This window comes from Lentzea sp. NPDC102401 (assembly GCF_044765805.1).
Classification (GTDB): Bacteria; Actinomycetota; Actinomycetes; order Mycobacteriales; family Pseudonocardiaceae; genus Lentzea; species Lentzea sokolovensis.
Genome location: NZ_JBIWKS010000003.1, coordinates 659,531 through 671,615, shown reverse-complemented (window position 1 = coordinate 671,615; position 12,085 = coordinate 659,531). Strand labels below are relative to the sequence as shown.

The window sequence follows — 12,085 nt, the reverse complement described above, 5'->3', positions numbered from 1 at the left end:
CTCGGTCGCCGCTTAGTACGCGACGACCGTCTCAGGAGGTTGCCTCAGAAACGCGGGTGGTCGCCGACGAGCTTGGCGCCGCCCTCGGCGGACTTGGTGATCTCGCCGAGCACCCACGCCGGGACGTGGCGGGCGGTCAGCACGGCCAGCGCGCGGTCGACGTCCTCCGGCGCGACGACGGCGACCATGCCGACGCCCATGTTGAACGCCTTCTCCATCTCCTCGCGCTCGACCCGGCCGCGCTGGGCGATGAGCTGGAAGACGGGCGCGGGCGTCCAGGTGCCGCGGTCCAGCGTCGCGTGCAGGCCCTCCGGCAGCACGCGGGCCAGGTTCGCGGCCAGGCCACCACCGGTGACGTGCGAGAAGCAGCGGACCTCGGTCTCGGCGATCAGCGCCAGGCAGTCCTTGGCGTAGATCTTGGTCGGCTCCAGCATCTCCTCGCCGAGGGTGCGGCCGAACTCCTCGACGTGGCCCTCCAGCGGCATGCGCGCGATCTCCAGCAGCACGTGCCTGGCGAGCGAGTAGCCGTTGGAGTGCAGGCCGGACGAGCCCATCGCGATCACGACGTCGCCGTCGCGGACGCGGTCGGGGCCGAGCAGCTTGGAGTGCTCGACCACGCCGACGCCGGTGCCGGAGACGTCGTAGTCGTCGTCGCCCATCAGGCCGGGGTGCTCCGCGGTCTCGCCGCCGAGCAGCGCGCAACCGGCCTGGACACAGCCGTCGGCGATGCCCTTGACCAGCGCCGCGATCTTGTCCGGGACGACCTTGCCGACCGCGATGTAGTCCTGCACGAACAACGGCTCGGCGCCGCACACGACCAGGTCGTCGACGATCATGGCGACGAGGTCGATGCCGATGGTGTCGTGCTTGTCGAGCGCCTGCGCGATCGCGATCTTGGTGCCGACGCCGTCCGTGGAGGACGCGAGGATCGGCTCCTTCCAGCGGTCGAGCTTGAGCTGGAACAGGCCGGCGAAGCCACCGATGCCACCGAGCACCTCGGGCCGATGCGCCTTGGCCGCCCACGGCTTGAGCTTCTCCACCGCCTCGTCACCTGCGGCGATACTGACTCCGGCGGCGGCGTAGGTGGCCTTGGCGCTGTCGGTCACGTCAACTTCTTCCACTTGGATCTGGGTGCTCAGGGACGACGCAGGGCGTCTTCGGCACCATAGCCGCTCGCCAGGACGGGAGCGGCTGAGCCCGACACGCCCTTGAGGCCCTCGAGCAGGTGCTTGCCGATGAGCGCGTCCTGCGGCAGTTCGATCGGGTACTCGCCGTCGAAGCACGCCGAGCACAGCCGCGACTTGGGCTGCTCGGTCGCCGCGACGAGCTGCTCCAGCGACACGTACCCGAGTGAGTCGGCGCCGACCGAGCGACGGATGCCGTCGTCGTCCAGGCCGTTCGCGATGAGCTCCGCGCGTGAGGCGAAGTCGATGCCGTAGAAGCACGGCCACTTGACGGGCGGCGAGGCGATCCGCACGTGCACTTCGAGCGCACCGGCCTCGCGCAGCATGCGGACGAGCGCGCGCTGGGTGTTGCCGCGCACGATCGAGTCGTCCACGACGACCAGCCGCTTGCCGCGGATGACGTCGCGCAACGGGTTCAGCTTCAGCCGGATGCCCAGCTGACGGATGGTCTGCGACGGCTGGATGAACGTCCGGCCGACGTAGGCGTTCTTGACCAGGCCCGATCCGTACGGGATGCCGCTGGCCTGCGCGTAGCCGATGGCGGCGGGCGTGCCGGACTCCGGCACCGGGATCACCAGGTCGGCCTCGACCGGGTGCTCCTTGGCGAGCCGGCGGCCGATCTCGACGCGCGTCGCGTGGACGCCGCGGCCGGAGATCGTCGTGTCCGGGCGCGCCAGGTAGACGTACTCGAAGATGCAGCCCTTGGGCTCTGGCGTCGCGAACCGGGTGGAACGCAGGCCGTCGCCGTCGATCGCGATCAGCTCACCGGGCTCGACCTCGCGCACGAAGCTCGCGCCGACGATGTCGAGTGCCGCGGTCTCGCTCGCCACGACCCAGCCGCGTTCCAGCCGGCCGAGCACCAGCGGGCGGACACCGTGCGGGTCGCGCGCCGCGTACAGCGTGGACTCGTCGGAGAACGTCAGGCAGTACGCGCCCTTGACGGTCGGCAGCAGTTCCAGCGCGGCCTGCTCGATGCCCTTGTCGGCCGCCGCGTGGGCGAGCAGGCCGCAGAGGATGTCCGAGTCGGTGGTGGCGCCGTTGCGCTCGACGATACCGAGGGACTTGGCCTTCTCCAACAGCTCGGCGGTGTTCACGAGGTTGCCGTTGTGGCCGAGGCTCAGACCGGACCCGGCGGCGGTGGTGCGGAACGTGGGCTGCGCGTTCTCCCAGGTCGTGGACCCGGTGGTGGAGTAGCGGCAGTGGCCGACGGCCACGTGGCCCTTGAGGCTCTGCAGGACCTGCTCGTCGAACACCTGGCTGACGAGTCCGAGGTCCTTGAAGACGACGACCTGCGCCCCGTCTCCGACCGAGATGCCCGCTGCCTCCTGGCCGCGGTGCTGCAGGGCGTAGAGCCCGTAGTAGGTCATCTTCGAGACGTCTTCACCGGGAGCCCAGACGCCGAAGACGCCACACTCCTCACGGGGTTCCTGTTCGGACTGGGAATGGTCGTCGACCACCGAATTGGCTCCCTCACGATGGGGCTGGCTGCAACCCGAGTGTAAGTGGAGCAGGGGGCCAACTACCCCCTCCAGACCCCTGGTGAGGTGATGAAACTCATGCCATCCGGCACTTCGAGAGCTGCAGCGGGTTCCCGTTGAGGTACTCGAAGCCCTCGGACTGTTCCTGGCCCACGCAGATGATCTCGTCGCCCACCGCCACCTGGTCGCGCACCTTCGACTCGTCCTCGAAGTCGTCCGGCTCCACGAAGGCACCCTTGAAGGAGCTCTTGTCCGGTGCGCCGCCTGGCAGGTTGCCCACGAGGTCGAGGTAGATGCGGGTCGCGCAGATCACGTCGCTGTAGCCGTCGTAGCAGTTGTTGATGCTGGTGACCTTGAAGCGAATCTCGCCTTCCCAGCGGCCGAGCCCGCAGCCGGTCAGCACCAGACAGGCCGCGAGCACCGCGATGATCTTGCGCATCAAGCCTTTTTGCAGTTCTTGAGATGCGTCACGACGTTCGAGTTCCCGAACGCGTTGCCCTTCTCCTGGTCGACGGCGCAGAGCACCTCGTCGCCGATCTGGCCGCCTTTGATCTCCGTGGTCTGCATGAAGTGCCACTTCAACTGTTCCGGTTCCAGCGCACCCTTGGGCGCGTCACCCACCAGTTCGAGTCTGAAGTACTCGGTTGGGGTGTCGTTGTCCACCGAAACGATCTTGTACCGAACCTCCTGCTGCCAGTTCGCCGCACATCCGGTGAGCAACAGGCATCCCAGCACTGCCACCGCGAGCTTGCGCATCAGTGCCCCCGTCCGACCTGGAGGACGTCCAGCACGCGGCGGTCGCCGGTCATCTCCTTGAAGGACATCCTGTTCCAGAGCCAGAAGTAGACGACCTCGGCCTCGCCGGTCACCTGCGCGTCGCCCTCCTCACCGGGGGCCGCGGCACGGACTTCGGGCACCTCACCAGCTACGAGGGAGATCAACCAGGATTCCGGTACGTCGGTGGGACGCACGACCGCGGTGCCGGTCACGGTGTTCGGCACGTCGCCGTCGAGATTGGCCGCGACGATCGTGGTCAGCACCTCGTCGATGCCGTCGGCGCAGAGGTCGGCGTCCGTGGCCACGACCTGACGGACGACCGTCTGCGCGTCGAACCGGCGCAGCACCGTCTCGTGCGCGATCCGGCGGTGCCACACCCAGGCCAGGTCGGGCGCGGCCGGTGAGAACGTCCACACCGGGCGGTTTCCCGGCACGGCCGTCAGGATCTCCGCGGCTGCGGTCAGTTGCAGGTCGAGGTACTGCAACGGCGTCAGACCGGCCTGCGGGGGCGGCGGTGCCATCGCGGTGCGGCTGCCGGTGCGCAGGTACTCGGTGGAGGTCTCCAGGAACCGCCCGAGGTGGATGACCAGGTCCTGCACGGTCCAGCCGGGGCGTGTCGGCACCGGAGCGGCAGGGTCCGCGTCTGCCACTGCCTTGCGGAACAACTCCGCCTGCTCGATGAACACAGCGGTCCACCGCTGGGCCGTCCACCCTGTCTGCACCATGAACGACATCGTGCCCGAAACCGCCCATCGATGAGTGGGGAACCGGCCATCATGTATCTGCGTCGCATTGATCGGTGACCAACAGGGGGTGGCGATGTTCGGCGTTGAGCCAGAGCTGCTGCGCACCGCGTCCAAGGAGTTCGGCAACGGCTCCGACGCGGTGCGCGAGGCAGCGGAGATGATCTCGATGCTCCAGCTCGACGCGGGTGCGTTCGGGGAGGTCGACGCCGCCGCGGAGTTCGCGGACGCGCTGTCGAGGTTCGTCGGGACCCACTCCCAGGACCTGCAGCGCGGTTCCTCCTGGTTCACCGACGCGGCAGAGGGTCTCGTGTCGAACGCCGAGGCCTACCAGCGCACCGACGAGGACCACGCGGCCGCTCTGAAGAAGCTCTTCTCGGGACTTGGGGGCGGTCAGTGAGCTACACGGATCCCGAGAGCCTGTACGGCAGGCTCGCGTCCGGCGACGTCGGCCGGATCGCTGCCGCCGCAGACCCGATCACCGGTGCGATCAGTGCGGTCGGCCGTGCAGGCGAGTCCGTCGCGAACGGTGGCAAGACCGCCGTCAGCAACTGGACCGGCGACGCCGCCTCGAAGTTCACCGCGCGCGCCCAGCTGTCCGCCACCGCTGCCAAGGCCGCTGCGGAACGACTCGGCGCCGGCGTTGACATCGTGCAGGCCGCTTCCCGTGCCTACGGCCAGATGCGCGGCGCCGCTGACCACGCGATCGGCGTGTGGCGCGGCCGTCCGCCCGGCATGGACGCCGAGCAGACCCGTCAGCTCGCCAACCAGGTCAACGAGCACCTGGACAAGGTGAAGTCGGGCTACAACAACGTCCTGCGCTCCTACGCCAATGCGCTGACCAAGATCCCGCCGGGCTTCGAGGAGTCAGCCCGCACGGACTGCGGCTGGGACCGCGCCGCCCAGCGTGGAGGTGCGGGCGGTGCTCTGCCGCCGGTGCCGCCGCCGGGCAGCGACCCGAAGGCCGTCGCCGACTGGTGGAAGTCCCTGAGCAAGGACCAGCAGGAAGCGCTCAAGAACACCAAGTACCAGGAGCTGGGCCAGCTCCGCGGTTTGCCCGCCGACGTGCTGGACGCCGCGAACCGCAAGCGGATCCCGGAGGACATGGCCCGGTTCAACGCGGAGAAGGACCAGCTCAAGCAGCAGTTGGCAGACCGTGCCCGCGAGCTCGGCGTCGATCCGAACTCGTCAGAGGGCCAGCGCGCTCTGCGCAACGACGCCCAGGGTTCGCAGCTGATGTCGCAGTACGACGAAGCGGCACGTCGCGCGAAGAACGCGGAGGACGCGAACGGGGCGTTGGGAGAAGCCAGGAAGCTGAGCGAGGAGACCGGCAAGAAGGCGTACGTCCTGGCCTGGAGCCCGGACGGTGCCGGTGCCAAGGAAGGCGCCATCGCCGTCGCGTTCGGCAACCCGGACACCGCGAAGAACCTCGCGGTGTGCGTGCCCGGCACCACGTCCACGCTCAGCAGCTTCGGCCTGGACCAGGCCTCGAACCTCAGCGCGAAGATGGGCCCGGACGGCGCCGCGATCCAGTGGCTCGGCTACGACGCACCGGAGTTCCTGCCCGGTCAGGTGAACGACCCCCAGCAGGCGATCGAGGGTGGGCAGATCCTGGCGAAGGACGTCGACGGTTACCGCGTCGCGAACCCCAACGCGCACGTCACGGTGATCGGCCACAGCTACGGCAGCACGGTCGTCGGCTACTCCGCGATGGACAACGGCCTGAAGGCGGACGACATCGTGTTCGTCGGCTCGCCGGGTGTCGGCGCGTCCAACGTCGACCAGCTGTCGGCCGGCGGCGGGCACGTCTACGTCGGTGGCACGGAGCACGACCCGGTGATCCAGGCGACGAGTGGTGACTGGTTCACCAAGGACGGGTCGTCGACCGGTCCGTACGACTCCTCGTTCGGCGCGAAGACGTTCGGCACGTCCGGCGAGTCCTGGATCGGGCACGCCCACTCGTCGTACTACGACAAGGACTCCGAGTCGCTCGGCAACCTCGCCAGGATCGCCAACGGCGATGGCGGCAGCGTCACCGAGCAGCGCTGGCAGGACGCGCCCACGCCGCGTGAGGTGCCCGGTTCGGACCTGCCCGGTGTCGGCCCGGTCATCGACTGGGGCGTCAACACCGGCAAGGAGGTCGTCGACATGGGCGAGGACGTCTGGCGCGGCGGCGGTCAGGTCGCGGACGACATCTCGAACGGCCGCTGGGGTGACGCGGCCGGGCACGCGGTGGACACCGTCGGCGAGGTCGCGAGCGATGTCGGTGACGTCGTGGTCGACACCGTGGGCAACGCGGTGGAGCTCGGAGCCGACGTCGTCGACGGTGTCGGCGGCGCGATCAAGAAGATCGGCTCGTGGTTCTAGAACCTCACGACCGGCAGCAGGTGTGAGAGGTCGGCTCGGGTCCCCGACGCGGTGACCCGGGCTCCGTCCAGCGCGTCGGCCCACGCCAGGCCGCCGGTGGCCAGTTCGAGCCAGGTGCGGGGGTCGGTCTCCACGACGTTCGGGGGCGTGCCGCGGGTGTGACGCGGCCCTTCGACGCACTGCACGGCGGCGAACGGCGGAACGCGCACCTCGACGCTGCGGCCGGGCGCGATCTGTTCGAGGGTGCGCAGGCTCAGCCGGACGGCGGCGGCGAGCACGGGACGTTCTGGCTGGTCAGCCTCACCGCGCAGCCAGGGGAGCACGGCCTGCACGGCGGCGCGCATCTCGGCGGGGTCGACGGCTTTGGCTGGCACGTCGCCCACATTAGCGAAGGGGCAGCGGCGTTCCCGGGGCTGTTGGTATATCTGGGGCGTGATCAGGAACTTCGCCGTCGTCGGTCCCGGGCAGGCGACCAGGGAACGGCTGACGGCGGCTCTCGCGGCCGCGCCGGACATGGCCGTCTACCGGATCGGGCGGGGCGCGGACCCGTTGCCCGTCTCGGCGACCTTCGACCCGGCGGACCAGCCGGGCTGCCGCAGCCTGCTGGACTGGTTCGAGCGGGGTGCGCCGTCGGGCGCGGTGCTGCTGGTGGACGACTGGGGGCTGTGCTTCGACCTCGACCGGGAACTCGACAGAACCGTCGAGTGGATCGCCGCGTTCGGTCCGGCACGGGGCGTGCAGGTCGTCGTCACGGCGCGGAAGTGGTCGGCTCTGCCGGACCGGTTGCGGCGGCACCTGCACGGTGAGGCGACGGACTTCCTCGCGTTGCACGGCATCGAGCCCGATCTGGGCAACAAGCACCAGCGCCACGATCTGAAGACCGCCATCGGTTCCAACGACCGCGGCTGGCCGGTCTACCTGGACATCGGCGTGAACGGACCGAACGGCGCGTACATCGGCGCGGCCGCTGTTCGCGAGCAGAGGCTCCTCGCCGCGCTGCTGGGCCTCATGGTCACGCACTCGTCGAAGGACCTGAACCTCGGTTTGATCGACATGAGGAACATCGGCGTGTTCGACGGACTGGACGCGGCCCCGCACGTGTCGTTCGCGCTGACCGGCGAAAGCGACAACGAGCTGTTCGAGCGGTTCCAGGACGGTCTCGCCGGCGAACTCGACCGCCGCCGGCGGCTCGCCGGGTCCGGCGAAGCCCTCACAGCACTGCTGATCTGCGTGGACAGTGCCGAAGTGCTGGTCGAACGGTTCCCAGGCTTCCAGAACGTGCTGGAGTCCCTCATCCGCGCCGACCCCGCGCTGGGCGTCCACGTGCTCTGTTCCGGTGACGTCCTCCCGGCTTCCCTGCCGTTCCAGCTCCCCGAGTGGCCGTCCGCGATTCCGCCGTACGACATCGAGGAGTGGGCGGAGGTCCTGCCGCGGGGTCTGATCGGCTCCGGCCCTGCGGCGCATGCTCTCGTGCTGCCGCTACTGCACAAGACCAACGTCGACCTCCAGCTGGAAATGCTGCCACCAGGCGGAATCGGCGTGATCGACAAGCCGTTGGAGCAACGTCGCGACGTCCTCTTCCCCGCGTTCACCGAAGAGCTCCGTCACGGCGCCATCGTCGGCAAACCAGGCATGGGCAAGAGCACGACACTGCGCACCCTCGCCACGGTCCTCGGCAACGATGTCGTTCGCTACCAACTGCTCGACGGCCCCGGCGAACCGCTCGACCCGCAACGCCACATCGTCGTGACCGCCCGCTCGTGGGACCAGGTGCCGCCGTTCATCAGGAACAGCCTGGCCTTCGCCGTCGAGTTCCGCCTGGACGACCCGGCCACGTCGCTCGTCGACCCCCGCCTGGCCGCCCGCGTGCCGGACCGGCCCGGCTTCGGTCTCTCCGTGCCCCACCGCCTCCACGCACAGATCGCGCTCCCGTGAACCACCTCGCCCTCATCGGCCCGCCCGACGCCGTCGCGTCCCGAATCGCTGCGATGCAAGGGGTTTACCGCATCGGCAAGGGTGACCTCGCGGGCGTCGCGAGGAGCTTCGAGCCCGGTGACGAGCGGCGGCGGCAGAACCTGCTGGCGTGGTTCGAACGAGGTGCGGAGCCTGGCGCGACCCTGCTGGTCGACGACTGGAAGTACTGCGCGGAGAACGATCCCGGGCTCGCGGACTCGGTCAGGTGGATCGCGGCGAGGGTGTGGAACGTGCGGGTGATCATCACCGCGCGGTCGGTGGACGAGCTGCCGGAGCGGGTTCCGGTGCGGATCGAGGTGCTGGACTTCCTCGCGCTGCACGGGTTGAGGCGCTTCACCAAGGCGCTCGCCTGGAAGGGCCGGTGGTGGAAGGTTCCGGTCGGCGTCGGCTCGGACGGCAGGCCGGTGGTCGTGGAGCTGACGCACTTCGCCGACGGCAAGTGGCGCACGGGATCGCATCTGAGCGTCACGACGCCGGAGGCGTTCCGGAGTCTGGTGCTCGGGCTGATGACCACGCACTCGCCGAAGTTGTTCCAGGCGGTCTTCATCGACGCACACGACACGGGTGCGTTCGCCGGGCTTGATCAGGCGCCGCACGTGCAGGCTCATCATCGGGACGCCGCAAGGGATCCCGCGCGGATCGCCGAAGCTCTGCTGGCCGAGTCGGAACGGCGGTTGGAGATCGTCGGCAACACCTGGACGATCTTCGACCACCGCGGCTTCGACCTGGTGCTGCCGCAGCTCCTCATCTGCGTCAGCGGTTTCGCGGAACTCGAAGCCACCGAACTCGGGGCGGCGCTCGTGACCATCGCGCAGGACGTCGGCCAGTCCGGGATGCAGTTGCTCCTCGACAGTCCGCACGACGTGGCGGACCTGCTGATCGACGACTGCGTGGCGCCGGCGAACCTCGACGAGGTGGCGGAGTCGTTGCCGCGGTCGATGCTCCAGGAGGAACCCGCGCCGGACTTCTTCGCGCTGCACGACGTGCCGAACAAGCACGTGTGGCGGCCGCGGCCGGTCAAGCTGCAGTACCGGGTCGCGGTGGGTGTGGACGAGTACGGGCAACGGGTCGAGATCGACCTGAAGTCCAAGCACCTGCAGGACGGGATGGGTCCGCACGGCGAAGTGACCGCGCCGGAGAAGCGACGGGCGGAAGGCATCCGCGCAGTGGTACTCGGGCAGATGCTGCGCCACTCGCCGGACGAGCTTCAGGTCGTCCTCATCGACTTCCACGGCAACGGCATGTTCGCGGGCCTGGACGGCGCCCCGCACGTGCGGCACGGGCTCGTGGACCTGTTGGAAGACCACGAGCAGCGCCTCAGGAAGCTGGTGGACAGCGGCAACTACCGGAACATCTGGGACTACCGGGCGGCGGGACTCGGCCCGTTGCCGGAACTTTTGGTCTGCGTCGACGGTGTGCAGGGCCTGGTGCGGGAACGCCCGGAGTTCTTGAAGGTGCTGCAGACCCTGAGCAGGGACGGGCGCACCTACGGCCAGCACCTGCTGCTGTCCGACACGACACCCAGCGAACTGGAGGGCGTCCACACGTCGTACCGGCTGGAACTCACCGACGAGGGCTGGACGCGGCGGATCGGGAGGTCGGTGGAGAGCGTCGTGCTCCCCACCGACCTGCACGACGTGGTGTGGTCGCTGCCTGTGGCGATGGCTAACTCTTGACCTCTCTCCCAGCTGAAGCAGGGAGATTCTTCCCTCGCGGGTCGAGTTTTCTGCTTCGCAACCCGTTGCCGCCTGGGTTACCAGCACAGGGACGGTGTACCGCCCACGGTCTTACACAAGCTCCACAGACCTGACATCCCACCAGCCCGGCGGTAGACCCGGCCGACTTGGCTATCGCCTGCCCCGCAGGCTCCGATTCCTCCACGGCCTGAAGGCCGGGGGATCCACGGAGGAATCCCGACTAACGGCGCAACTTCCGTTGTGCGTCATAGAGGTTGCGCGGTGTCACGGTGGTCGTGCCGTAGAGCTCCAGGCGGGAGTTCAGCTCGCCGGTGAAGTCCGGCTTGTCGATCTGACCGAAGTCGCGGACCTCGGAGATCGCGACCGTGGCGCTGCACGGCGCGACCTGGTCGATGCGGACGTTGCCGGCGCGCTGGTTGGTGACGGTGACGTTCCAGTGCGCGAAACGGGCGCCGTACAACGGACCCGCGTTCGCGCTGCCGCCGTGCGCGCCGACGTTGTTGATGGTGATCTCGGTGCGGACGTTGGCGAACGGCAGGCCGCGGTGGGTGTCGAAGACGTCGTGGTCCATGCGGCCTCGGGTCCAGACGTTGCCGCAGGACAGGCCTTCGACGTTCAGGCCGTGGTTGCCGGCGCCCGCCTGCGAGGGTTCGGACGGCGCCTCGATCACGAAGCCGTCGGTCAGGTTGTCGTGCGACTGCTCGCGCACCGCGTACGCGTGGTGGTGGCCGCGGCCGGACACGTGCGTGTTCAGCAGCGAGATTCCCTTGGAGGACACCAGGAGAAAGCCGTTGTCGACGTCCTGGACGTGCACGTCGTCGGCCCAGCAGTCCCACGCGCACTGGAACGCGAGACCGTTGTACCCCTTGTCCAGCAGGTGTTTCGGTGTCGGCACCTTGAACATCTCGATCTTGATGCCCTCGACGCCCGCACCCGTGACGACCGGAGCCATCGTGGTCAGGCGCGCCTTCCACTCCGGGCGGATCTCCAGCGGCAACGGCTGCGCGAGCTTGACCCTGTTGCCGCGCACCCACTCCACGCGCACCGGCCACAGGAACGGGAAGTACGACAGGAGCTTGTCCTTGTCGTCCCACCTGTAGGTCTGCGTGCCGGGGACGTCGCCGCACATGTGCTTGGGCAGCGAGTACTCGGAGTCGTCCAGTCGCAGCAGAACCCGCTGACCGGCGCGCAACGACCGTCCGTTCTCGACGGTCACGACGAACGAACCCCGTGCCGCGGCACCGGTCACGGCCGTCAGCGTCGAGCCCTGCTCCAGCTCGTTGCCCGTCCAGCCCTCGAACGGCCACTTGCGAGCCTTGATCGCGTCGACCAGCGGCTGGTAGCGGTCGCGGTGACAGACCCACACCAGGCCGCCCGACCAGCTCCACGCCGAGTTCTCCGAGCCGTAACGGCTGCGGTTGATGCCGACGATCTCCTCCAGCGACCGGGTCGCGTAGAAGGTCGTCTTCGCGCTGCCCGCGCCACGCAACACCACGTTGTCGTAGCCGATGCGGACGATGTCGTCGATCCGGTAGCGGCCCGGTGGCACGTACACGGTGCCGCCGCCCAGCCTGCCGACGAACTCGATCGCCTTGTTGATCGCCGCGGACGCGTCGGCCGAACCGTCGCGGCGCGCGCCGAAGAAGAGGACGTTGGCGAGAACGGGACGACGGGCGGGCTTCTCACCCGTCTTGTAGCCCGCGAACGAGATGTTCGGGATCTGAGGGTGGTTGTACGGGTTGGCAACGAACTCCTGCCACAGCGAGGCGGAGGACTGCGCGGAGGCAGTCCCCGTCAACGCTGACGACCCGACCAGTGCAGCCCCTGTAGCCAGCAGGAACTGCCTTCTGTCGATGCTCATTTCG

At 68.8% G+C, this 12,085-nt stretch carries 11 protein-coding genes; 4 read left to right on the top strand and 7 right to left on the bottom strand.

What is annotated here, in order from left to right; genetic code table 11:
• Window positions 1-44 precede the first annotated feature (44 nt).
• The 5 genes from purM to ACIRG5_RS13940 all read right to left on the bottom strand — a co-directional run bounded on the left by purM (window position 45) and on the right by ACIRG5_RS13940 (window position 4,164).
• Window positions 45-1,106: a phosphoribosylformylglycinamidine cyclo-ligase gene (gene purM / locus ACIRG5_RS13960; RefSeq protein ID WP_402904577.1), complete on the bottom strand. Its 1,062-nt coding sequence runs from the start codon at window positions 1,104-1,106 to the stop codon at window positions 45-47.
• 29 nt (window positions 1,107-1,135) lie between these two features.
• Entirely contained in the window at window positions 1,136-2,641 is a 1,506-nt protein-coding gene (gene purF / locus ACIRG5_RS13955) for an amidophosphoribosyltransferase (protein WP_090066113.1), read from the bottom strand.
• A 97-nt stretch (window positions 2,642-2,738) separates the two neighbouring features.
• Window positions 2,739-3,101 (bottom strand): hypothetical protein, encoded by a 363-nt coding sequence (locus ACIRG5_RS13950; protein WP_402904575.1) that lies wholly within the window; start codon window positions 3,099-3,101, stop codon window positions 2,739-2,741.
• Window positions 3,101-3,418: a hypothetical protein gene (locus ACIRG5_RS13945; protein WP_402904573.1), complete on the bottom strand. Its 318-nt coding sequence runs from the start codon at window positions 3,416-3,418 to the stop codon at window positions 3,101-3,103. Before ACIRG5_RS13945 ends, ACIRG5_RS13950 begins: the two co-directional genes overlap by 1 nt.
• Window positions 3,418-4,164, bottom strand: a complete 747-nt coding sequence (locus ACIRG5_RS13940) for a maleylpyruvate isomerase N-terminal domain-containing protein (protein ID WP_402904571.1) — start codon at window positions 4,162-4,164, stop codon at window positions 3,418-3,420. Before ACIRG5_RS13940 ends, ACIRG5_RS13945 begins: the two co-directional genes overlap by 1 nt.
• Before the next feature lie 94 nt (window positions 4,165-4,258).
• Here ACIRG5_RS13940 and ACIRG5_RS13935 point away from each other — a divergent pair, with 94 nt between their 5' ends.
• Together ACIRG5_RS13935 and ACIRG5_RS13930 are read left to right on the top strand one after the other, a co-directional pair.
• Complete coding sequence (locus tag ACIRG5_RS13935) at window positions 4,259-4,582, top strand: DUF2563 family protein (protein ID WP_402904569.1); 324 nt, start codon at window positions 4,259-4,261, stop codon at window positions 4,580-4,582.
• A complete protein-coding gene (locus tag ACIRG5_RS13930; RefSeq protein ID WP_402904567.1) occupies window positions 4,579-6,549 on the top strand; it encodes an alpha/beta hydrolase in 1,971 nt (656 codons plus the stop codon). The genes ACIRG5_RS13935 and ACIRG5_RS13930 overlap by 4 nt, the downstream gene beginning before the upstream one ends.
• Here ACIRG5_RS13930 and ACIRG5_RS13925 read toward each other — a convergent pair.
• On the bottom strand, window positions 6,546-6,893 hold the full coding sequence (locus tag ACIRG5_RS13925; RefSeq protein WP_402904932.1) for a sterol carrier family protein: 348 nt from the start codon (window positions 6,891-6,893) through the stop codon (window positions 6,546-6,548). The two genes, ACIRG5_RS13930 and ACIRG5_RS13925, sit on opposite strands and share 4 nt — an antisense overlap.
• An 88-nt stretch (window positions 6,894-6,981) precedes the next feature.
• On the opposite strand from ACIRG5_RS13925, the gene ACIRG5_RS13920 reads away from it, so the two are divergent.
• Together ACIRG5_RS13920 and ACIRG5_RS13915 are read left to right on the top strand one after the other, a co-directional pair.
• Window positions 6,982-8,484: a hypothetical protein gene (locus ACIRG5_RS13920; protein ID WP_402904565.1), complete on the top strand. Its 1,503-nt coding sequence runs from the start codon at window positions 6,982-6,984 to the stop codon at window positions 8,482-8,484.
• Window positions 8,481-10,199, top strand: a complete 1,719-nt coding sequence (locus ACIRG5_RS13915; RefSeq protein WP_402904563.1) for a hypothetical protein — start codon at window positions 8,481-8,483, stop codon at window positions 10,197-10,199. Before ACIRG5_RS13920 ends, ACIRG5_RS13915 begins: the two co-directional genes overlap by 4 nt.
• A 241-nt stretch (window positions 10,200-10,440) precedes the next feature.
• Here the strand turns inward: ACIRG5_RS13915 and ACIRG5_RS13910 are convergent, their stop codons facing one another.
• Window positions 10,441-12,081: a glycosyl hydrolase family 28-related protein gene (locus ACIRG5_RS13910; protein WP_402904561.1), complete on the bottom strand. Its 1,641-nt coding sequence runs from the start codon at window positions 12,079-12,081 to the stop codon at window positions 10,441-10,443.
• Window positions 12,082-12,085: the final 4 nt, after the last annotated feature.

Bases quoted from the DNA above. Each gene is read 5' to 3' on its own strand.
- ACIRG5_RS13950 (WP_402904575.1), bottom strand. From the start codon at position 3,101: ATGCGCAAGATCATCGCGGTGCTCGCGGCCTGTCTGGTGCTGACCGGC.
- ACIRG5_RS13945 (WP_402904573.1), bottom strand. From the start codon at position 3,418: ATGCGCAAGCTCGCGGTGGCAGTGCTGGGATGCCTGTTGCTCACCGGA.
- ACIRG5_RS13940 (WP_402904571.1), bottom strand. From the start codon at position 4,164: ATGGTGCAGACAGGGTGGACGGCCCAGCGGTGGACCGCTGTGTTCATC.
- ACIRG5_RS13935 (WP_402904569.1), top strand. From the start codon at position 4,259: ATGTTCGGCGTTGAGCCAGAGCTGCTGCGCACCGCGTCCAAGGAGTTC.
- ACIRG5_RS13925 (WP_402904932.1), bottom strand. From the start codon at position 6,893: ATGCGCGCCGCCGTGCAGGCCGTGCTCCCCTGGCTGCGCGGTGAGGCT.
- ACIRG5_RS13910 (WP_402904561.1), bottom strand. From the start codon at position 12,081: ATGAGCATCGACAGAAGGCAGTTCCTGCTGGCTACAGGGGCTGCACTG.